Source organism: Coprococcus sp. AF102-57 (assembly GCF_027686195.1).
Taxonomy (GTDB): Bacteria; Bacillota; Clostridia; order Lachnospirales; family Lachnospiraceae; genus Allocoprococcus; species Allocoprococcus comes.
This window is the reverse complement of record NZ_JAQCSY010000028.1, coordinates 20,585-41,368: the sequence shown is the minus strand read 5'-3', so window position 1 is coordinate 41,368 and position 20,784 is coordinate 20,585. Positions and strand designations below refer to the sequence as shown.

21 protein-coding genes and 1 pseudogene are annotated in these 20,784 nt (G+C 46.0%); 8 read left to right on the top strand and 14 right to left on the bottom strand.

All coding sequences use genetic code 11. The features are described 5' to 3' along the window. The 14 genes from PGZ10_RS14710 to PGZ10_RS14645 form a co-directional block, all read right to left on the bottom strand. A partial coding sequence (locus tag PGZ10_RS14710; protein WP_270541712.1) for a helix-turn-helix domain-containing protein occupies positions 1-674 on the bottom strand: 674 nt, incomplete at its 3' end. Between the two features lie 83 nt (positions 675-757). Beyond that, positions 758-1,204, bottom strand: a complete 447-nt coding sequence (locus tag PGZ10_RS14705) for a hypothetical protein (RefSeq protein WP_005333500.1) — start codon at positions 1,202-1,204, stop codon at positions 758-760. Between the two features lie 13 nt (positions 1,205-1,217). Beyond that, positions 1,218-1,904 (bottom strand): hypothetical protein, encoded by a 687-nt coding sequence (locus PGZ10_RS14700; RefSeq protein WP_005333502.1) that lies wholly within the window; start codon positions 1,902-1,904, stop codon positions 1,218-1,220. Positions 1,905-1,924: 20 nt separating this feature from the next. Beyond that, positions 1,925-2,512, bottom strand: a complete 588-nt coding sequence (locus PGZ10_RS14695) for a sigma-70 family RNA polymerase sigma factor (protein WP_005333504.1) — start codon at positions 2,510-2,512, stop codon at positions 1,925-1,927. A gap of 13 nt (positions 2,513-2,525) precedes the next feature. Then, complete coding sequence (locus PGZ10_RS14690; RefSeq protein ID WP_005333505.1) at positions 2,526-2,945, bottom strand: DUF3268 family zinc-finger domain-containing protein; 420 nt, start codon at positions 2,943-2,945, stop codon at positions 2,526-2,528. A 160-nt stretch (positions 2,946-3,105) separates the two neighbouring features. Continuing rightward, on the bottom strand, positions 3,106-3,381 hold the full coding sequence (locus PGZ10_RS14685) for a hypothetical protein (RefSeq protein WP_008373818.1): 276 nt from the start codon (positions 3,379-3,381) through the stop codon (positions 3,106-3,108). A gap of 62 nt (positions 3,382-3,443) precedes the next feature. Beyond that, positions 3,444-3,806 carry a hypothetical protein gene (locus PGZ10_RS14680; protein ID WP_040015509.1) on the bottom strand — a complete coding sequence of 121 codons (363 nt, stop codon included), beginning with the start codon at positions 3,804-3,806 and terminating at the stop codon, positions 3,444-3,446. Between the two features lie 67 nt (positions 3,807-3,873). Continuing rightward, positions 3,874-7,506: a VaFE repeat-containing surface-anchored protein gene (locus PGZ10_RS14675; RefSeq protein WP_023921579.1), complete on the bottom strand. Its 3,633-nt coding sequence runs from the start codon at positions 7,504-7,506 to the stop codon at positions 3,874-3,876. A 56-nt stretch (positions 7,507-7,562) separates the two neighbouring features. Beyond that, positions 7,563-10,760, bottom strand: a complete 3,198-nt coding sequence (locus PGZ10_RS14670; protein ID WP_270534155.1) for a TraG/VirB4 family ATPase — start codon at positions 10,758-10,760, stop codon at positions 7,563-7,565. Continuing rightward, positions 10,757-11,377, bottom strand: coding sequence for a DUF5038 domain-containing protein (locus PGZ10_RS14665; protein WP_182396779.1), 621 nt, complete (start codon positions 11,375-11,377; stop codon positions 10,757-10,759). The genes PGZ10_RS14670 and PGZ10_RS14665 overlap by 4 nt, the downstream gene beginning before the upstream one ends. Before the next feature lie 10 nt (positions 11,378-11,387). Continuing rightward, a complete protein-coding gene (locus PGZ10_RS14660; RefSeq protein ID WP_117980465.1) occupies positions 11,388-13,079 on the bottom strand; it encodes a lysozyme family protein in 1,692 nt (563 codons plus the stop codon). Between the two features lies 1 nt (position 13,080). Beyond that, positions 13,081-13,989 (bottom strand): hypothetical protein, encoded by a 909-nt coding sequence (locus tag PGZ10_RS14655; protein ID WP_117980464.1) that lies wholly within the window; start codon positions 13,987-13,989, stop codon positions 13,081-13,083. A gap of 15 nt (positions 13,990-14,004) precedes the next feature. Next, on the bottom strand, positions 14,005-14,715 hold the full coding sequence (locus PGZ10_RS14650) for a hypothetical protein (protein ID WP_117980463.1): 711 nt from the start codon (positions 14,713-14,715) through the stop codon (positions 14,005-14,007). Positions 14,716-14,733: 18 nt separating this feature from the next. Continuing rightward, positions 14,734-15,111, bottom strand: a complete 378-nt coding sequence (locus PGZ10_RS14645) for a fimbrial protein (RefSeq protein ID WP_182396778.1) — start codon at positions 15,109-15,111, stop codon at positions 14,734-14,736. Positions 15,112-15,559: 448 nt separating this feature from the next. Between PGZ10_RS14645 and PGZ10_RS14640 the strand changes: the two genes are divergently transcribed. From PGZ10_RS14640 to PGZ10_RS14605, 8 genes and pseudogenes are all read left to right on the top strand, one after another. Further along, complete coding sequence (locus PGZ10_RS14640; RefSeq protein ID WP_207723325.1) at positions 15,560-15,871, top strand: helix-turn-helix domain-containing protein; 312 nt, start codon at positions 15,560-15,562, stop codon at positions 15,869-15,871. 155 nt (positions 15,872-16,026) lie between these two features. Then, positions 16,027-16,740: a hypothetical protein gene (locus tag PGZ10_RS14635; protein WP_186865412.1), complete on the top strand. Its 714-nt coding sequence runs from the start codon at positions 16,027-16,029 to the stop codon at positions 16,738-16,740. Between the two features lie 85 nt (positions 16,741-16,825). Continuing rightward, entirely contained in the window at positions 16,826-17,155 is a 330-nt protein-coding gene (locus PGZ10_RS14630) for a DUF1648 domain-containing protein (RefSeq protein WP_117887990.1), read from the top strand. Between the two features lie 61 nt (positions 17,156-17,216). Continuing rightward, entirely contained in the window at positions 17,217-17,450 is a 234-nt protein-coding gene (locus PGZ10_RS14625) for an LPXTG cell wall anchor domain-containing protein (RefSeq protein ID WP_005333531.1), read from the top strand. A 55-nt stretch (positions 17,451-17,505) separates the two neighbouring features. After that, positions 17,506-17,889 (top strand): hypothetical protein, encoded by a 384-nt coding sequence (locus PGZ10_RS14620; protein ID WP_226850873.1) that lies wholly within the window; start codon positions 17,506-17,508, stop codon positions 17,887-17,889. Positions 17,890-18,114: 225 nt separating this feature from the next. Further along, positions 18,115-18,789 carry a response regulator transcription factor gene (locus PGZ10_RS14615; RefSeq protein WP_117823340.1) on the top strand — a complete coding sequence of 225 codons (675 nt, stop codon included), beginning with the start codon at positions 18,115-18,117 and terminating at the stop codon, positions 18,787-18,789. Next, on the top strand, positions 18,762-20,015 hold the full coding sequence (locus PGZ10_RS14610) for a sensor histidine kinase (RefSeq protein WP_117823338.1): 1,254 nt from the start codon (positions 18,762-18,764) through the stop codon (positions 20,013-20,015). Before PGZ10_RS14615 ends, PGZ10_RS14610 begins: the two co-directional genes overlap by 28 nt. A gap of 95 nt (positions 20,016-20,110) precedes the next feature. After that, positions 20,111-20,781, top strand: a pseudogene (locus PGZ10_RS14605) (ABC transporter ATP-binding protein). Positions 20,782-20,784: the final 3 nt, after the last annotated feature.

The window sequence follows — 20,784 nt, the reverse complement described above, 5'->3', positions numbered from 1 at the left end:
CCCCTCCTTTCCAGTTCTCTGACTTTTTTTAACAGATCATTCTCCATTTGTAAGTCTAGATTTCTTCTTTCCAGTTCAGCTATCTTGTCACGTAGCTCTTCTTCAGGTGTTCTGCTTGGAAGAGAAGCTATACGACGTCCACGTCTGTCTTCCAGACCCGCTTGACCCATCTTTTCGTATCGTATTACCCAATTGCGTACTTGTTGATAGGAACAATCATATTTGAGTGCCATTGCACCATAATTCTTATCATTTGCAAGACAATCTGTTACTATTTTTAATCTCTCATCAAGTGTAGTGTTCTTTGCTTTTTTCATGTAAGCACCTCCAGTGGATGTTTTTAATATTCCACCAGAATTATACACCTTAATCCAATCGGAAAGCTGTCTGTGTGAACGAATTCCGTATTTTGTGCAAATATCCTGAAGAGATCCTTCTCCGTTAAGATAATCATTTATAGCAGATATTTTTAAATCTTTTGAATATGATTTGTTTTTCGGTTGATTGAGTAATCCAGTTGGTCCATCATACTGATAAATAGAAATCCAATTTCGAATACTATGATGATCAACTCCCAATTCTTTTCCTGCTTGCTGTATGCCAATTTCTCCTGCAAGGTAGCGTTCGACTATTTTTACTTTTTCTACTGGTTCTATCTTACTCTTTCTGAACATGAAAATACCCCCATATAGGACTTTTATATTTCATTGTCCTATATGAGGGTAGCATATCACAGTACGGGCGGCTCATTTTCTATCTAAACGGATGTATCCGGAAGTTCCGGCAGTTGATCGGTGAGTTCTTCATATCCGAGAATATCTCCGGCACATGGCATCGATTGCCCTGTTCCCTGCTGTGGTTTCCGGAAGTACAGCCGATACCGATGTCCCTCTAGGAGTTTGATATTCTTTTCCAGTGAGAAGGCGTATTCCTTTCCGTTATCACTGGCAAACCAATATTGCTGGTTTTTCCCGAAGAGTGTCTGTTCCCGTTTCGTGCAGCTTACGTCCAGTGACAGATAAGCATGTGTATGGATCAGGTGGTAGAAACTGAGTGCACGCAAGATGCTGCAGATTCCGATGAGGAGGCTCATGAGGATAAAGAGCCGGTCATGGGTGGCGATCCCGAAGATGCACCCAAAAAGTACACAGAAAAAGCCGATTGCACTGATGGCAACCAGCTTTGTGAAAAATGGTTTTGGCATAAGGTTCCTTCCTTTAACATGTATGAAATGTGATTTGTTTATTCAGGTACAAATTAGCAATAGCCTGCAGCACTGGATACTGGGTATGGTGAATCTGGACATCATCCACAAGTGTTTGGTAAGTTGTCTCCGGTTCTGTGTATAACTCATCCATAATATCCGATTCGTTGTGGATTACTTTTTCCTGCTCCATACTTGTGACAAGCTCAGCGGTCGTGAGGGATACCTTATCAGCCAGCTTCAGAATGGTATCTTCCATCGGTGAAGAGGGTTTCTTCTTTAAATATCTGCCAAACTCTTTTGCACCAATAGTTCCTTCCAGATAAAGCTGAACGCAGCCAAAGAGCCGGATGGGAAAGGTATCCTTCAAGGGAATAATGGTCAGACTGCCGAGAAGGCGATATAAGGCATCCACCCCTGTCAGTCCAATTCCGCTTACAACCAGACCGCGTAAGGAAAGTCGGTTCAGATAGTGTTGGAAGGATAAGCCTTTCGGACCTTCTTTCTGTATCTGGCGCAGGGTATAGGCATCCTGGAGTTCATGGAGCGTCAGAATCTGGAAGGCAAGACAGCTCCAGAGCAGCAGCTCGTCATCCGATAGTCCATATTCTTGTCCATCGTTGATTACAAGAGGAATGGATTTTCCGCCTGTCGTTTTTTGAAATTTTAAGGTTCCGACAGCAGTATAAAGTGTCAGCATAAAAGTTCCCTCCTTCAAGGTTAAGTCAGAAGTGCATAGAGTGCATCATCCTGCTGTAATAGTTTCCGTGCTTTGCTCTGCCATGCCCGTACACGATTGGCTGGTACTTGGTAGTGTTTTGCCAAGTCAAAGCTGGTATATCCCTGCTGTTGCAGATAGAGGGCTACAATTCCCTTCTGAATAGTTGAGGACTGTCCGGTGCCAAGCTGGGTTAAATGCTCAAGAAGCAAGGTCTGGTTTGTGTCCTTTTCCGGGTGAGTTGTTTGTGTATCCTCGTAGGAAAACAAATCACGATAATGGAGATGTTCATCTTCAGATGATGCTTCGTCCAGAGAACAGAGCATGGAGCGGTCACGGGCAATTTTCCGCCAGTAGTCAAAGATGGCATGACGGATGATAGTTTTGGCATAAGGCTGGAATGATCTTCCTTCCTCAAATCCGACAGCCGACCGGCACAAAGCCAGATATCCAATCTGACATAATTCCTGTTGTTCTTCCTCAGTTACATAGGCAGCGGTGCGGGTCATGGAACGAATCATGATCGGAACCAGATCCATGGATTTTTCCACCAGTTGTTTTTGCTTTTTATTTAGTGGTAAGGTCATCATCAATCACCGCCTTTCAGCTGGCTGCCCGGAGGCGGAAGGGAATATGGTTGTTCTTTAAAACATCTGCGGATTCCCGAATGAGCTGGTCGCACATATAGTTGCTGAACTGTCCGATGTGAGCCTGCTTATCTGTCAGACAGAACTTATCTGCCACCCAGCGATATGCTTCCGGTTTGGAAAGGATGCCCTGTTGCCAGATCTGATCGAAAATTCGATGTGCCTGAATCCGCTTTTGACGAAGCTCCCGGTTGGCGAGCGTTCCTTTTGGTATCTTGGTTCCCGGATGTACCCCGACATAGGAATTGCAGGATGGATAGTGGGAGCAGACATAAACCTGTCCGCCATGAGAATGCGTTCCATATACAAAGGATGCATCTCTTAATATTGCTGTTCCGCCGCAGTAAGGGCAGCGGATGATTTTTGGTTTCTTCATCTGTTTTCACCTCGCTTGTACATACACGATACGTAACGTGTACGTGAATAACCAGTACGTACTGTATACTTATATTGTAAGTAAGCAGGTGATGAATTCCCATAGGACGCAAGCGGATACTGATCCCAGATTCGGACTAAATGGCACGAATCCCCATTTTTCAGATGCCGGGATAGAAAATTGCTCGGATGAGCGGGAATAAGCCGCTGTCTGTGAAACGTGGATAATTAACCGGTGTAAAGATGAACTTCTCACAGAAAATCCGTAGCAGGAATAAGCTGATCAGTACCAGACAGAGCAGGTAAGTGTTCCTGCGCCTTCTGGTCCATGGCTTTTTCGGACGGAATTTCACATACAGGACAAAAATCATGGGAATAAATATCAGGTTCGTAAAGACCTGATCGATACATTGGATGATTGAAATTACGTTTAACATAGGCAGTGCCTCCTTTCTTTACATATCCTGTACGTATAAGAGCCTGAAAGTGCAACTTTTTGTTACCAGTCATATTGCTGGTTCTCCTGAAGCCGGAGCAGTGCCGGAATGGGACATGGCTTTAAAGGCAGCTTCTGAGCGGCCAGATAGGGCAGATAAAGCTCTGTAAAAGCAGCAATGCTCATGCTTCCGGTACATTCGGTTGGCTCCGGTATCCGGGGAAACAAAAGCGCTGCATCTGAAAGAGGGAGGATGCAGGGGCTTCCCGTTTCATCCGGATGGAATAAAAAGCCAGAGTTCTCACAGCTTTCCTGTGCGTTACAAGTGCGGCACCAGACGTAGATACAGGAGTGCCAGTTCCCTTCACAGAGGTTCAGAAAATGACGGATGTGCTTGGCATCTGTCTTGCAGTGGGGGTGTTTCATATTCATCACCTACTAAAGAAGCAGGCAGTTCCATGTGGGAGCTGCCTGCAGGAGTCTTCGTTATGAGTTACTGATGTTTCTTTTTGCGTTTGAAGTAAACGATGCCCAGGACACTTGCACCTGCAAGTGCAGCTATGGCGATTCCGGCATACAGGAGAAGCGGCGTCTCATCGCCGGTCTTTACAGGCGGAGCTACCGGAGGCGTCTCCGGTTCTTTCGGAAGCTCCGTCATGTGTACGGTCTGACCTTCATCCTTCAGATCCTCATGGGAAGCAATCTCATGCTCGGTTTTTCCGTCTGTATAGTAGAGCTTTTCAAAGACAACCACATCCTGTCCGGCAAGAGCAGAAGCGTCGAAGGTAAAGGTAACTTCCACAGAGCCGCCAGCTTTTTCTGCTTTAAATTCTGCCTGAGCGGTAACTGGTTTTCCGTCTTTTAACAAAGCCTCTCCGGTTTCCTTATTCATCAGGGTTCCGATGACTTTGTACTCAGATCCAGGCATCAGACCATGATAAGTGACCGTATCTACGATAGTCGCTTCCTTGGAAGCAGAGACATCCTGATCCCCGTCACTGCCGTCTTTGGCTGTGGTTTTGATTTCCGGGAAGTAGATGGTCTGGTTGGCATCTTTGATGTCCGCATGTACCGCTACTTCGTGATCTTCAAAAGTCATTGTTTCAAATGCCACGAGCGTTTTTCCGGAAAGTGCAGAGGCATCAAAGGTAAAGGAAAGCTCTACGCTGCCGTTAGCTTCTTCCGGAGTGAAACTTGTTTCTGCAGTCACAGCTTTGCCATCCACATCGAAAGGTTTTTCGGTTTCCGCATCCATGAGTGTTCCTGTCAGCTTGTACTCTTTGCCTGGGATCAGGTTTTTGTATTCCACAAGGTCTGTAAGCGTCAGTTCTTTTTCCGGTTTTGCATAGTGTGTGCCGGAAGCAGCATCTGTTGCAGTGGTTTTGATTTCCGGGAAGTAAATAGTCTGTCCTTCATCCGCAATGTCTGTGTGTACGGCAACTTCCTTGTCTTTGTAAGCCAGGGATTCAAAGACAACTACTGTTTTCCCTTTTAAGGAGCTGGCATCAAAGGTAAAGGTAACATCTACCGTACCAGCGGATTCTTTTGGCTTGAAGGATGCTTTTGCTGTCACCGGTTTTCCGTCTGCTTCGACTGGTTTCTTTGTTTCTTTATCTATCAGAGTTCCAGTCACTTCATATTTCTGGTTAGGAACCAGCCCCTTAAAGGAAACCGTATCCACCAGCGTGATTTCTTCCTTTGCACAGGAAATATTGGAGTTCGTGTCCGCATCTTTCGCAGTAGTCTTGATTTCCGGGAAATAGATGGTCTGGTCTTCATCGTTGATGTCGGTATGGACTGCAAGCTGCATCTCATCCTGATATAATTCCTCGAAGACAACGGTTGTTTTTCCCTTTAAGGAAGTTGCATCAAAGGTAAAGGTTACTTTGACGGAGCCGGAGGATTTCTTTGCAGTAAATTCAGTTTCAGAAATCACCGGTTTTTCATCCACAAGGATTGGTTCCCCGGTTTTTTTATCCATTAAGGTTCCAGTCAGTTTGTATTTCTGGCCCTTTTTCAGTCCTTCGTATTCCACAACGTCTTCAATGGTCACTTCTTTTGCCGGCTGGCTCATGTGTGTACCGGTCTCGGCATCCAGAGCAGTCGTGCCGATCTCAATGGCATCATCGGTCAGAGTTCCAACCTGTATCAGAACAGAATCCTTATAAACCTTGACTTCAAAGGTTAAAAGATCCATGCCTTTGTTGGAATCACAACGCTGTTCCGCCAGAGTGTAAGTATCGTAAATGAGAGCGCCTTTGGAATCATCCGGTTTGGAGGTGCCGAACCAGATGCCGTCTTCCGAAGACTCACCCCGGTTGGTATTTGCGGTATGTTTGTTCCATTTGGAGGAAGTGCTGGCATAACCGTTGGCATCTGTCACAATCACATGGCTTTCGCCTGTTGTTTTGGAAGTGATCTTAAATGGCACATTTGCCAGACGGTTCTGGCTGCCGTCAGCAATCTTGACAAATTCCAGATCCCCGCGGATGACCTGATTGGAGATGGAATTGTCTTTTGCAGTCAGTTCCACGATTTTTCCCTGTTCTGTGATGTCAAATTCTACAGAGATCTTTCCGCTGTTCAGATAACCGGAAGGTGCAGTTGTTTCATCCACACGGTAATGTCCGAATGGGAGAGCATCTTTTGCAGTTGCAGCAGAACCGGATTTATCGGCAGTAAGCGTAAGGACAACCTGATCTTTCGTGTAGGATGTTCCGTCTACTAATACCGGATTTTCATTTAACGTAGTGATCGCAAAGACAGTACCTTCCAAAGTGGCAGAACCCTGCGGTTTTGCTTCTCCGGTCTCGCTGTCACGTTTCTGGATCTTCACTCCGCCACGGATGACAGATTCTTCTATGGTAGAAGACTGGTATACCGAAACCATTTCCTGCTTACCGTCACCTGTAATTTTCTGTACGAAGACAGTTGGATTGAGCTGGTATCCGGCAGGGGCTTTGCTTTCCTGTACCGTTATGGTACCGAGCGGAAGACAGACGGTCTTGCCATCACTGGTATAGTAAAAGGCATCGCCGCTTACAAAGGAATCTTTGGTAAAATGCATCTTTCCGGAAACATCTGTTTTTAATACCCAGGTACGTGCCGGTTTCTTTCCAGCTTCCGCAGGATCACTGTCAGACTGCTCGGTATAGAACTTGACTGTAAATTCTGCGTTTGCAAGGGAAGCTGCTCCCTGTGGGGAGGCTTTCTTTGTTTCGGCATCCAGCTTTTCAAGCACCAGATTCATGGGATTATTCTGCGGAATATCTGTTACGTTTGCAGCAGAAGTCTGTTCTGCTTTTACGGTGACTTTGTGAGCTTTGGTGTCTACAATGTAGCCTTTGGAAGCAGAGAGCTCTTTTATGGTATAATCGCCTTCCTCCAGTTCGCCGGATCTGGCATACCCGTTTTCATCAGTGGTCAGTTTCTGGATGAGCTTCTCACCCTGATAGATCCCATACACAGCACCCTTTAAGCTGTAATTCGGATTCCCGTCCGATACGCTTCCGTTGGCAGAAGATTTTTTCAGTTCGATCCAGCCGTTTGGAACCTGATACCAGCTTCCGGCAATGGTCTGGCTGCCCTGTCCCGGAACGATGAATGCCCGGAAGCCTTCCGGCGGGTTCGGAAGTCCCTGAATGGCACTGGCTACTTCCAGTGCTTTATCAATATAGGACTGCGGGGCGCCATGGAAAGCTCCGGTGTCAGCGGAATTACCGGCATAGATGTAAGCGACAACCAGATGTCCGATGACATAGCTGTTATCATCACTCCAGCCACTGAAATATTTATCCTTGACGACTTTATCGTAGCCGTAACCGCCGTTTAAGTAGTAGAGCGCTTTTCTGAGCGGGGAGTTCTGGCTTAAAAGGTCATAGGAATAGGAACCAGAGGAAGGTGTTTTCTTCAGTGGTTCCACGCAGTAGGCAGTATTGCTCCCGTCAAAGCTCATGCGGGAGGTAAAATAGCTGCCGTAAGGGATATTGGCACCTGCCTTATAGCTGATGGTGCCGTCGGCTGCATGAACCGGAAAACTGCCGGAAAACAATGCGCCGACTGCGACAAGGACTGCCAGCAGCATAGCCAGCGTCCGTCTGGTATAGGATTTGTATGTCTGTAACATAAGTCTCCTCCTTCTTGAAGTTCAAATGAAAAGGGCAGCGTCAGTGCTGCCAAAAGTTACACAGCCTGTTTCTTCTGTTTCGCAAGGATTTCCAGAAGCTCCTGCCGGTCTGTGGTAATCAGCTCCTTTTCCAGATTGGAAGCCTTAAATTCCACAGTGATGTTATTGTTGTTGGTTGAGATCAGACCGTTGCCCCGCTGGAAATGGGTGATGTTCATTACTTCTGTTTCCGATAGATGCAGGATAGTCTTCACCCGCTGTGCCTCTTCATCCTCCATGTTCAGGATAATCTTGGTCTTGCAGTTATTGATGATACCCTTGCCGTACTTCCCGTCATCCAGAGCAAAGAAGTCGTTTAAATCCTGTGTGGCAAAGATGCCGGCTCCGGAGTAAGCACGGATGATCTTGGCAATCTCCAGTACGAATTCCGCTGCAAGCCGGTTGCTGGATGCACCGATGAGCTGCCAGACCTCATCGACAAAGATGGCTTTCTCTTCGGTACGGTTTTCCTTCGCTTTATCCCAGACATAATCCAGGGCAACGAACATGCCGACCGTTAAAAGATCGCTGGAACCGGTCAGTTCGGAGATATCCAGTACCGTATATTTATTGGTCAGGTCCACATTGGTCTGCTGGTTAAAGGAAGAAGCAGAACCGTGAACCAGGCGGTTCAGGATATGAGCCAGACGTTTGGTATCCTCGCTTTCCAGCAGGACATTGTAGACATCCTCCAGAATGGGCATCTTTTTGTACTGCTCCGGATGCTGCGGATCTGTCAGGGATTCATTTTTATGTGTAATCCCTTTTCTGGCATAGGTTTTGATTAGGGCTTCATCCAGAAGCTGCTTCTCCTCATGGGACATATCCGGGATCAGCAGACTGAAGAAGATGTGAAGCCTTTGGATCTTGCCTGCCAGTGCGGAGGCATCCAGTGTCGGTCCGTCCAGCAGTTCATTTACAGAATTGTCTACCTTCCGGATTTCCATGATGTTGATACAGTTCTTACTGGCAGGAGAGATCTGGATAAATTCTCCGCCGACATTCCTTGCAGCCCGGTAAAATTCGTGTCCCTTTAGCGGAGCGATGATGAACACCTGGATGCCTTTTCTTCGCATCCTTAGTGCCATGGTCTGCATGGTGAAGGTCTTTCCTGCTCCCGAACAGCCTAAGATACAGATGTTGCTGTTCTTGTACTGCCTGGAATCAAAGATATCCGCAATGACCAGGGAATTGTTATGCTTGTTTACCCCAAAGAGGATTCCGTTATCATCGCAGATACTGTAGCTGACGAAGGGATAGCAGCTTGCCGCCCCGGAAGTCAGTACGTTCCGCTTGGACAGCTTAAAAAGCTTCTTGTCCAGATTTGCCAGCGGCAGGGAGGAGAGAAAGCCCTGTTCCTGTAAAAAGTAGCAGGAGTGTAAGTTCATATCCTGCGAGATCAGGAGCTTTTTCATTTCCTGAATCCGCCATTGCAGTTCTTCCAGAGTAGTGGCGGTGATGGTAATGAGAAGATTCATGTAATAGAAATCTTCGTTATTGGCAAGCCCTTGTTTTAAGAAGTAACCGGAGCGGATCGCAGAGTCCAGATCGTCATAGTCAGTGTTGGTATCGGACGCATCCTTTAATTTGGAACGGTTGATACGGATCTGCTGACCGAGACGCTGCTGAATCTTGTCCTTTGGCTGTTTCTGGAGAAAGAAATCAATATCAATCCCTTCCCCGGCATTGACAAGGAGTGACAGCCATCCGGGAGTTACCCGGTTTTTGTAGCCGTCAGACGGCACAAGCAGGTAGGAATGGTAAAGCCCATTGATCTGCACATAATGGGAGTGCCTGAAATCCACACTTTCCGGTGCGAGAAACTCGTTGATCCGGATGTGATCCAGTTCCTCCATGCGATTTTCCTTTGTATAGGCGGACAGTACAGTGCTGATCCGGTCCGGAAGCGGAACCTCCGTACAAAGGGTACGGTTTAACAGTGTGTACAGGACATCTGTGGTAAATTCATCCTCATTGTCATGGGTGACCACTTCATTCCCGCACTGGTACAGAAAGGTTTTGGCAGTCTGGGATGCCGTCTCAAGGGCGGCAAGGATTTCCCGTTCCTCCTCCTTCCGGTTGGCGTTGAAGGGTTCATACTCAAAAATCAGAAAGAACCGTCTGGATACTGCTTCTCTGGAACTTAAGTTCTGGACAAACTGGATGTAGTCACGCTGCAGTTCCTGACAATGAGGATCGGTTTCCCGCTCCAGCTCCAGCCGGGACTGCTCCAAATGCTTATTGATGTCTGCTTTTTTGGAGATCATCTTGATCTGGAGTTTGACCGGGCTGATCTTTAAGTAGCTGATAAAGCTGTAAATGATGCCCTGCTGTTCTCTGGCACTTCGAAGCAGGAAGTTGATTGGTTCAATCTCCAGGATCTTCACGTACCGTCCGTCTGTGGTATAGACGATCCCGTTTTCGATTTTTTCCACCGGAAGATAATCCTCCAAGGTCTGGTCTTTCTTTCGCTTTTTCCGGGAAACGGGGTTTGCCGTGGCAGATGAGGCGTCCTTCTTGGAAACCACCTTCTTTTTCTGCTCTTTTTTTGCCGCCCGCTTTTCGGAAACTGCCCGTTTTTCTTCCTCCTTTCGTCTCCGGGCTTCCGTTTTTTTCTGGATTTTTATCTGTTTCGCCGCCTCTTTTTTCTGTCGGCTGGCTTCTTTCTGCTCCCACTTCAGATAACGGATATCTTCCTTTGCCTGTTTTTTGATGCCCCGCTTGGTGGAGGTATCAAACTGCCGGTGTTCTTTTTTTTTACTTTTTGGCGGGGCTGGTGCGTCCGGTTCAGACTGCGGGGGAGCCGATGCCATTACTTTGGAAGGCTCTGCCATTTTTTCTGCTTTCCGGTGTTTCTTTGTCTTTGGCTCTTTGAAACGTGGTTTCCTGCGTGGCTTTCCTTCCGGAAGACTGTCGGACCTCCAGATTACCCTGCGGTTCACTACAAAACGCAGGGCATTCATCAGAAAGGCAGTGATGCTCTCTCCGCCGATTCCAATCAGGGCTACCATTGCCGCCGGAAGTGCGGTCATGCAGAGAATGATGATGCGGGCAGTCAGGGACAGCGGCAGGTGGAAAACAGGGATACCGATTGCCAGGGAAAGAACAATGCTTTCTATGGCATTGCGGATGTCAAAGGTTCCGTTTAGAATCTTGCCTTTCTCAATGAAGTTGGGCGGGATAAAGGAAACCGGTGTTTCTTCTGGCTGTGTCATGGCTGCACCTCCTTTTTCGTATCTTTCGCATCTTCGGAAGGCACAGAGGCACTGCCGGATTCTGTGTCCGGAGCTTCCGGGCTGTCAGAAGTATCCGGATACCCGCCTTCCTGCAAGTGTTCGATGTCCTGCGAAGTCAGTGATGGCAGGGAATCATCGGTCTGCTTTTCGTAAACAGTCGTATCTGCAGAGACCTGTACCCCGTTTTCTCCAAATAAAAACACACCTGTCGGGGTGTGGTAGGTAACCGGAAGCGTATCCTGATCGGAAAGTGAAAACATCAGGCAGACGGTTGTTTCGGTAGGGTAGCTGGTTTTTCCCGGCAGGAAGGTGATGCTTGTCTGTTCTTTTTTGACATATTCTTTTAGGTAGACAGGAAACTGCTCTTTGAGAGAAGCAATCTGGCTGTCGGAGAAAAATGCTTTTAAAGCATCAAAATCCAGATATTCCGGCATGGGGGTATCGGAATTTGTTTCTGCTGTTTCTTTTGCCGGTTCCCTGCCTTTGTTTCCGGAAACTTCTTTTTTCTGGCTTTTCCAGAAACTGGGGAGAACCAGTCCGGCAAGCAGCAGAAACAGCATCAGAAAAATGGAAAGAATCACTTTTGTTCTGTTCATAATGGCTCCTTTATTTTTTGTCGAAGATCCAGTAGGCATTTGCCGTGGCATGGATTTCCGACATCATATCAAATTCACGGTTAATATAGTTCTTTGCGTCACTGTCATTGGGATCATTGACCAGTACCTTGCCGTTTGCCGTAACACCCCGGAGCACGATGAAGTGCCCGCCGCTGGTGAAAAGTCCTGCCCGCTGAGAGGAGATGACCGGACGGCCTTCGGAGAGTGCCTGAAGTACCGTATTGGCATTGCTGGTCTGTGTGACGCTGCCACAGCCGAAATGACTGGCTGCAGCCTGAAAGTAGCTCCAGTAGGTTCCAACTCCCGGCTTATAATAGGAATTCCCGCACCATGCCACTGCATCCGGAGGGGTAATAGTGTTCCCGGTCAGGTAGCTGGCGATCATGGCAAAGCTGGTAGGTCCACATCCGGAAGATGCGATGGAGCCGCCGCCATAAGGGATGTTCCCGTAATCGGTCTGGAGATAGTGGGGAATCTGCATTCCGTTTGCCGGATAGCTTCCGCCGGTATTGGTAATCTGATAATACCGGAGAACATGCTCCACATATTCCTTGTCCCCATACCGGTCATAATGCCAGTTCGGACGGGCACACATCATATCCGAATAAGCAATGGCGTTTTCTTTGGTATAGCCGCCGTCACGTTCCATTGCCCAGTCGATATAGCCGGAGCCGTAATTGTAACCCTGAAGCGCCAGCTTGATGCGGTCCAGGTCGGTAGGTCCGGTACATCCTGCTTTATCCAGTGCATACTTTAATTCCTGAATCCCACATTCGATGGAATAAGCAGGATCGGTGATGCCGTTGGGGACATGGGGGTATTTCTTATTAAAGCCGCCTTCTGCCGCCTGCATGGGATCGCTTCCACGCCCGCCGCTTTCCTGCATCATGACTGCCATGAGGAGTTCCACATAAGCTTCCATGCCGTATTTCTGTGCGACCTGCTGGATGGTAGCCCGGTAAGCCAGCACCTCATCGCTGACACCTACCGTCATGGCAAGACCGGAAGCGGAGCCGCCAAAGAACATGGTCAGGTTTTCCACATAACTGTCTGCCGTTTTTTTCTGCTTATCGGTCAGATGAAAGACGTGATCTGCAAAGTAGGCATCTCCGGCATAGCTGACCGTGTAGGTATGGTGGGTAAAAGTAACCTTTCTGGGTGGTGCATTTTCTTCTTCCGCCGGAACTTCCACCGTGACCGTTTCTGAAGTAACGTCATAAGAAAAAAGCCCGTCCTCGTTTTCCCGGATCAGGCTTTTGAGTTTGCTGATATTTATATTTTTATAGTCATCCTGGCTGGCACAAAACTGTGCGATGAGCTGGTTCGCATTTACGATGATACTGGAAGCGTAAGGATCGCTGATAGAGGCAGTATCTCCTTCCGGGAGTCTGGCAATTTCCGCATTGATCTTAGCAAGCAGTGCATCATGGCTTTCCTGAAGCACCTCCACGATTGCCTGATTGGAAGCCCGGATATTTTCACTGATTACCGTGTTGCTGGTCAGTGCTCCGGTATTTTCAGAGAGGTCTCCGAAGACGAGTCCCGGAAGCATGACAAGGAACAGCATGGGAAGCATCAGTACACCGCCGACGGCTGCTCCGGTTTTCGCAAGGGTGCGCCTGTGCCGGAATACTGTACCGATGACAGCAAGAGGACTGCCCATCAAGGCTGTTTTTGGCATGTTACATACGCTCCTTTCGCTGTGGGGCTGGCGGCAGTTTCTGGACAATGGATTCATTGTAGGCTACTTTGCCGCTGCCGGAAGTATATGGTGTTTTTTCGACCGTATCCTGTGCATACTGCTTGTACCAGGTGGAACCGTCCACGGACTGTACCGTAGAGTAGGAGCCCTGAGTAGGAGCTGCATACTGGTCGGCATGGTACAGGGCAAAATCCCGGTTCCCGGAGCTTCCGGTTTCGGTACCGGTGATTCTTCCGCCACCGATTTCTACATTATCATAGGAAGAACCGCCGCCCGGCTTGATGCCCATATAGGAAGTAAAGGCTTTCTGTGCGTCTGCTCCCTTGATGGAACCCACCTGACCGTAATTTCCCTGTGCAATGTTGCTGATGACCTGATTGGCAAAGTCTCCGCCTTTGTTCAGGGATGACTGGTAGAGCATGTTTCCGATACTGCTGTGTTCGGTATAACCGGTTGCGGAATTAACCGCTTCCCTTTGTACCTGTCTTCCCACCGCTCCGGCAAGCCCGCCGGATAGGAAGCTTCCTGCGACAGCCGCACTTCCGGGAGAAGAGGCTTTGCGGTAGCCGCTACCGCCATGGGAACGCATGGAACCAGTGAGGCTCCGTCCTGCAATCAGAAGTTCAGCCATCATGTTTCCACCGGTATTGCCGACATTGATGCCAAGCGATGCCAGAAAAGAATCAATTTTCTGAGATACCTTTAAAAAGGCAATGGCACACAGGAACCAGACGAAGACATTTCCGGTTACCGCTTCCTTTCCCTGACTGGCAACTGCCGCTTCCACGTCTGCTTCCGTAAGCTCCGCTGCAAAGACCGGCATGGAGCAAAACAGTACCAGACAGGCAGTTAGTACCAGGAATGGTATGAGTTTCTTTCTAAGTTTCATTTTGGTCCTCCTTTCTTATAGGGATAACGGATTGGCAAGGAAGGTGCCGACCATAGAAGTAAACAGCCGCAGGCACCACGCATTCATCAGAAGCAAAAAGAACTGGCCGCCAAGCATCCGGCACCAGCTTTTGAAGATATTTCCGGTTGACTGGCTGGCACCCATGGAAAAAGCTGCCGGGGCTGTGTAGACCAGTACCCCCAGAAGAATATAGCGTTCTGCCGCTTCAAAGAGCAGTTTGATGTAGTTCCACGCCAGAATCAGTACCAGAATCAGTGCAATGATGGCTACCGCCCCATTTGCACAGACTCCCAGGATGACTGTGACTACGGAGTTAAAATCCGCAAATTTTAAAGGCGGCAGGTCTTCCGTCAGAATCCAGTTGTACGGTGTTCCTGAAATCTTCAGGAGCAGATCCACAATATCTTTCGCATAGAAGGTGAGAAAGATAAAGAGGAAGGAACGGATGGACAGCTTAATGGGATCTTCCGCTTCGATACCGGCTCCCATAAAGTAATTTTTAAAGAGCTGCCATACCCAGTTTAAGAGGATCAGCCCGATGCCCAGTGCCAGAAAGACCTGATACATGGCCTCAGCTGCAGGAAAGTAGCGAAGAAACGTATCCATGGAACAGCCCAGAGCACCGAGGACTGAAGTGGTGATCAGATCCAGAATGTTCATGACCTGTTCGGCAATCCATTCCACGATTCCGTCAAGTATTCCCATAGTGGCATCTCCTTTCGTCTATCCGTTCCATTTTCCGCCTGCAAAGAACGGGGTGATGTAAGCCATGATAAAGCCAAGCCCGTTTAAGATCGCCCAGGTAATGACGATACGCTTGAGCCATGCACGTGATTCGTCCACGGTTTTTCCGCTTTTGGAAAAATTCATCATCAGAAGGGCAACCGATGCCGTTACGACTGCAGCAATGGTGGAAATGAGGATAATCTGGTTATAGACATCCTTCATGATCTCATTGGCTTTGGTCCAGATGGTAGCGGCAAAAACCGGCTGCGTGTATCCGCAGAGGACTGTGACAGCCAGAAATGCAGCATACAGGCATTTGCCATAATTGACATGCCGTTTTGTGTCCGGCGGAGCGTTTTTCAGTTTGTGTTTCACGTAAAGGTACCTCCTTTTTATAAGAGCGGCAGGAGAAGTATCTCCCCTGCCTTTGCTTATGGTTTTCCTGCCTCAAGAAAAGACGCAGCCCGGTCAATGCAGGCTGCGTCCTAAATCAAAGTATGAAATTGTAAAGATCCTCCTATCTTACAGAAAAAACGCAGCTTATTTGCCGCAGGAGAGGCTTCCCATAAGGCAGTGCTGCGTTTCCTTCTGCATATAATTTTGACAATATCAATTTTAACATGGGTAAATTACCGCTACAATCGCAGGAATGTGCCAGTTACAGACGATGGAGTGCCAAAAATGTGACCAACGCTAAAAGCGTTACAAATGCAATCCTTATGGATACTGTAAGCGTGATTTGCAACCAATTATACTGGATTTACATGACTAATGCTTTAAGCGTTAGTGAATACTGGAAGGAGGAGGTGTGCGTGTGAAAGGAATGGGAAAGGCAATCCGCAGGTACAGGGAAGAGGCAGGAATTACGCAGGAGAGACTGGCTGAACTGGTGGATATCAGTACCAACCATCTGGGTGCGATTGAGCGGGAAGTGAAAACACCTACGATGGAAACATTTGTAAAGCTGTTGAATGTATTAGGTGCGGAACCGAATGAAGTGCTGAAGGAAGTGATTCCTCTTACCAGAATGGAACATACTTCTGTAGTGGAAGGAAAGCTGGAAAGGCTCACACCGAAGAAGCAGGAAAGCGTGCTTCGGATGCTGGATGTGATAATTGAAGAGATGATGACATAGAAGCTGTCTGCGAAATTGCCGCAGGCAGTTTTTTTGAAAGTTGTATATGCAATAAAACACATAAAAATATGCGATTTATGATGAAAGTGATTGCAAGATTTGATATAGTAATCCTAAAAGCATTATAAAACTAATTCTTAAAGGATGACTATGATATGAAAAAGGGATATGTGGGATTATTGGCATGTGCGGCAGGAATTCTGATCGGACTGGGAATCAGCCGGCTGGATCTGACAGGTTATCTTGAAAAAACACAGGAGCAGGAATATCACCCGGTAGAAAGAAAGGTGCCTGAATTAGTAGAAAGCAAGCTGAAAGATCCAAAACAGTGCTGGCTGTGTGGGAGTCATGAACGGAGCATGATGGGATATTTTCGGAAGTTTGACGATCTTGGAGTCATTTGTACCAATCAATGGTATGTGATGGATATGCATATACGGAATCACGATGAAGACGGGAATCTTACCGGCCCGCAGGGAAACGGGCATATCGGTTATACCGGGACAGGAGAAGGCGGCTGCTTTTTTCATACGGAGCAGATGTCAGATTACGGGATTTCCGAAGTATCGGTGGATTACGGGGAAGATAGTATCTTCGATGTGAAAAAAGTACAGAACCATCTGTGTCAGGAATGTCTGGATAAGCTGGTGGAAAGCATGGAAGTATTCTGTGAGGAAACACAAAAGCCAAAGCCACGTGATCTGGTACTGGTGGATTTTCAGACATTGGAGCTGTACGCCCTTCAGGAGCATAATGCGGGATACTTTATCCGGGATTATTATGTGGAGATTGAGTCGGAGGAAGACAGAGTGGAAGTAAAGGCATTTTACTGCCCGAAACTTAATAACGGGAAAAAGGATGGAGAATGATTTGAGGTTTGCATTGGTGAGGAATATAATGTAAGTACGTGTTATGTATTAGAAAAATATGAATTTAACAGAAAGAAGGATTGTTATGAAATTTATCAAAACTAGAAAATTCACATGGATAATTTGTATAATAGGATTTTTGCTTGCTCTTGTAAGTATATTTTTCTTACCGAGTATTATTCCAGTACATTTTGCAAATGGGATTGCGGATGATTATGGAAGAAAAATACAAATATTTTTATTTCCTATATTACAAGTGCTTATCACTTTTTTGACTGGACGAGAAAAAGTAAAATATTGCCTGACACATTCAAAAACTTTCTTAACGGACATTCAGTTTAATTGGATGATAGATGGTGTACTTTTATTGGTAATGTTTGCAGAAATATGGGTTATCTATGCTTCATTTGCATAGAAATACTTGCATAACAATTTACATTTGATTGAGCAGATAAAAATGATTTGAGATGGTAGCAATGAAAAAGCGATTGGGAATCATAGCCGGAATTTTAGGAATTGTATTGGCAGTCATTGGCATTGTACTGAAGCAGAAAGAAAACACAGCCGTTTCTGTTATTGGTGGTGCGGATGGCCCGACTTCTATTTTCATAGCAGGGAAGTTAAATGGTGATAATTTTATTTTTATGATTGTAGTTGGAATTATTTTATTGATTTTGGCAGGAGTTATTTTTTACAAACGTAAGCATTAAGTTACAGTTTTTTAGACTGTGTATGGCGGAAGAACCGGGAAAGTGTAGATATATCATGGGGATTTTGGAAAAAAATAAAAAAAGTAAGGGTACAGCGTTTGTCTATGATGAGAATAATGATTACTATAAGATGGAAATAAACGGGATTGAATTTGTCTGTGACAGTATACATTCCGATTATGAGAAGCATGCAGTTGAACTGGCACAGGCGTATGAGAAAAGGCTGCCGGATATCGTGGATTATCTTATGCCGGATATAAAGGAGATGTTTGGAATTACAAATCCAGATGTAATAGCAAACTCACTAGGAAAGCCGAGTATAGATTTGGATAGAGGAACACTGACTTATCTGGAGCACACAATGGACAGCCTACATATCATTGAGATGGAGTTTGACGGTATCTTCACGGCATTCTATAATTCCTGTATTGATGGATAGGACTTTAGTAACATAGAGCTGCAGTTGTCTACAGCTTTTATCCAGACTTCGGATGTTACAGAGAAGCAATCAGAAATGGATTGATCGATTTCTGAAGCAGTATCCGGTGAAATCCTTGAACATATGAAGGAAAAGTATGTATGTTAATTTTATTTTTATTGTAGACAAAAGATAGGACTGATATGATAAAAGAACAGGTTATTACAAATAGAGGTGGAGTATTTGATGCAGAAAATATTATTACTGGAGGATGACTCGAATCTAAATCGGGGAATTGCCCTGTTACTTTCACGGGAAGGGTATGAGGTTCGTCAGGTTTATACAATAAAGGAAGCAAAAGAAGCATTTCAAAAAGGAGATTATGCTCTTGTTATCAGCGATATTACATTGCCGGATGGTACAGGACTGGATTTTGGAAGGATGGTACGTGCAGGTGGAGATACATATCTTATCTATCTTACGGCTTTGGATCAGGAAATAGATATTGTAAATGGTTATGATACAGGGGCAGATGATTATATTACCAAACCATTTTCACTGATGGCGTTGGTGTCGAAGGTGAACGCATTGATGAGACGGCTTTCTAAGGTACAGGCACAGATTATGTCTTCCGGAGAGATTACGGTGCATATGAAAACGATGCAGGTGTATAAAGGGGATGAACCAGTTACTTTAAGTAAGAAAGAATTCTCTCTGTTGCTGTATCTCTGGGAGAATGCAGGACAGATTGTTTCAAAAGAAAGTATCCTGGAGCATGTATGGGATATAGACGGTCAATTTGTCGATGATAATACGGTTACTGTCAATATAAGCAGACTGAAGAATAAACTTGGAACAGAAGAGATAGCGAATGTGAGAGGACTGGGATATATATGGACCGGAAAGGTAAACAAAAATTAAAACGGTATTTTATCGTATATGTAATCTTTGCAGTATTTTTTACAGTAGGAATGTATCTGATAACAAAGTATGAGGAAAATGCGAAAGCAACGCAGATAGCACTGCTCCTTGCAGAACATCCTGAACTGGAAGGGGAAATAGTTGCAATCTGGGAAAAGTCAGGAACAGTAGATTTTATAAGAGACCGGGACGATCAGAAGATAGAAAGAGTCGTACAGATGCTGGAAGAAACTTATGGTTATCACTCAGGGAGTGGATCTTCAGATGTGGTTATAAGGATTATCTGGGGAATTGGATTACTAGTGGGAGTCATAGTATGTGGCCTGTTCTTGTACCTGGACCGAAGAAAAAACTGGAGCAGATACGGTGATGAGGAACAATTACAGCAATTATATGAATGTCTGCAGGAATTCAGAAAAGGAAAATTCCAAACATATCCTGAAGAAACATCAGAATCGGAACAATGGTTAAAGGTGTGGGAATCTGTAAAGGAGCTGGGGCAATATTTCGAAGATTTGAAGGAACGTCTGGAGCAGGAAGAAAATGGTACGAAGAGTCTGATTACAGATATTTCCCATCAGTTGAAGACTCCGCTTGCATCACTCCGGATGAGTCATGAGCTGGTGGCAGAAAATCGGGTTACAGGAGAAGAACAGAGGGAGTTTCTGGAGCAGGAATCACAGGAACTTACCAAACTGGAACAGCTCTTGAATGAACTGGTAAATCTTTCAAGGCTGGAAACACATATGATCCAGATACATTCGCTTCATGAAAGCCTGAAGAAAACGCTAACAGAGGCTGTCAGTCAGATTTATATGAAGGCAAGAGGAAAAGATATTTCCATTCAGGTGGAGATGGATGATGATATAGTTGTGAACCATGATTCAAAATGGACGGTAGAAGCATTAACGAATATCCTTGAGAATGCAGTCAAATATTCACCGGAGCACACAACGATTACAGTGAGGACGCAGGAGCTAGCAAGCAATGTGCTTATTGAAGTAGAAGATGAAGGAATGGGCATTCCTGCGGAGGAACTGCATAAGATCTATCAGAGATTTTACCGGGGAAGGAAAGCAAAGGAACAGGTAAAAGACGGAGCGGGTGTCGGTCTGTATCTTGCCAGAAAGATCATAGAAGAACAGGGGGGGACAATAGCAGCCAAAAGAAAGGCTGAGAAAGGTATGATATTTAAAGTGACACTGCCGCTCATAATAGGAGAATAGTCGGAACCCTTACAAAACTGTTATGGTTGTTGTAAGGGTTTTGTAATGCAGGAATGTTATAGTAGGGGTATGAAATGGAAAGGGGACTTGAAGATATGAGTAGTATTTTAAAAGTAGAAGATCTAGTAAAGTATTATGGAGAAGGCGAGAATCAGGTGAGAGCCGTGGATCATACAAGTTTACAGATAGAGAGAGGCAAGTTTACAGCTATCGTAGGACGTTCCGGCTCCGGAAAATCTACACTTCTGCATCTGATTGGAGGGCTTGACAGACCGGATTCCGGCAAAGTATGGATTGATGGAACCGATATCTATTCTCGAAAAGATGATAAACTGGCACAGTTTCGAAGAAAGAAGATAGGATTTATCTTTCAGGATTTTAATCTGATTCCATCGCTGAATGTGTGGGAGAATATCGTTCTTCCGCTGGGACTTGATAATCGCAAGGTAAAGCCGCGGGAAGTGGAAGATATTCTCAAAAAATCGGACTGCAGGATAAGAAAGATGCGATGCCGTCTGCTTTGTCTGGTGGACAGAAACAGAGAACTGCGATAGCCAGGGCATTGGTGACAAGACCGGCGATAATTTTGGCGGATGAGCCGACTGGAAACCTTGATTCCCAGACTGAGCTAGAGGTTATGAGCCTATTGAAAAGCTGCGTGTCGGATTTCGGGCAGACGCTTATCATGATTACCCATGATGAAACGATTGCCCAGATGGCGGATGAAATGATTATCATTGAAGATGGCAAGGCGGTGAGAAGATAATGA

Coding starts and splice junctions, on each gene's coding strand:
- PGZ10_RS14705 (WP_005333500.1), bottom strand. CDS start 1,204: ATGCCAAAACCATTTTTCACAAAGCTGGTTGCCATCAGTGCAATCGGC.
- PGZ10_RS14700 (WP_005333502.1), bottom strand. CDS start 1,904: ATGCTGACACTTTATACTGCTGTCGGAACCTTAAAATTTCAAAAAACG.
- PGZ10_RS14695 (WP_005333504.1), bottom strand. CDS start 2,512: ATGATGACCTTACCACTAAATAAAAAGCAAAAACAACTGGTGGAAAAA.
- PGZ10_RS14690 (WP_005333505.1), bottom strand. CDS start 2,945: ATGAAGAAACCAAAAATCATCCGCTGCCCTTACTGCGGCGGAACAGCA.
- PGZ10_RS14685 (WP_008373818.1), bottom strand. CDS start 3,381: ATGTTAAACGTAATTTCAATCATCCAATGTATCGATCAGGTCTTTACG.
- PGZ10_RS14680 (WP_040015509.1), bottom strand. CDS start 3,806: ATGAAACACCCCCACTGCAAGACAGATGCCAAGCACATCCGTCATTTT.
- PGZ10_RS14675 (WP_023921579.1), bottom strand. CDS start 7,506: ATGTTACAGACATACAAATCCTATACCAGACGGACGCTGGCTATGCTG.
- PGZ10_RS14670 (WP_270534155.1), bottom strand. CDS start 10,760: ATGACACAGCCAGAAGAAACACCGGTTTCCTTTATCCCGCCCAACTTC.
- PGZ10_RS14665 (WP_182396779.1), bottom strand. CDS start 11,377: ATGAACAGAACAAAAGTGATTCTTTCCATTTTTCTGATGCTGTTTCTG.
- PGZ10_RS14660 (WP_117980465.1), bottom strand. CDS start 13,079: ATGCCAAAAACAGCCTTGATGGGCAGTCCTCTTGCTGTCATCGGTACA.
- PGZ10_RS14655 (WP_117980464.1), bottom strand. CDS start 13,989: ATGAAACTTAGAAAGAAACTCATACCATTCCTGGTACTAACTGCCTGT.
- PGZ10_RS14650 (WP_117980463.1), bottom strand. CDS start 14,715: ATGGGAATACTTGACGGAATCGTGGAATGGATTGCCGAACAGGTCATG.
- PGZ10_RS14640 (WP_207723325.1), top strand. CDS start 15,560: ATGGGAAAGGCAATCCGCAGGTACAGGGAAGAGGCAGGAATTACGCAG.
- PGZ10_RS14635 (WP_186865412.1), top strand. CDS start 16,027: ATGAAAAAGGGATATGTGGGATTATTGGCATGTGCGGCAGGAATTCTG.
- PGZ10_RS14630 (WP_117887990.1), top strand. CDS start 16,826: ATGAAATTTATCAAAACTAGAAAATTCACATGGATAATTTGTATAATA.
- PGZ10_RS14625 (WP_005333531.1), top strand. CDS start 17,217: ATGAAAAAGCGATTGGGAATCATAGCCGGAATTTTAGGAATTGTATTG.
- PGZ10_RS14620 (WP_226850873.1), top strand. CDS start 17,506: ATGGGGATTTTGGAAAAAAATAAAAAAAGTAAGGGTACAGCGTTTGTC.
- PGZ10_RS14615 (WP_117823340.1), top strand. CDS start 18,115: ATGCAGAAAATATTATTACTGGAGGATGACTCGAATCTAAATCGGGGA.
- PGZ10_RS14610 (WP_117823338.1), top strand. CDS start 18,762: ATGGACCGGAAAGGTAAACAAAAATTAAAACGGTATTTTATCGTATAT.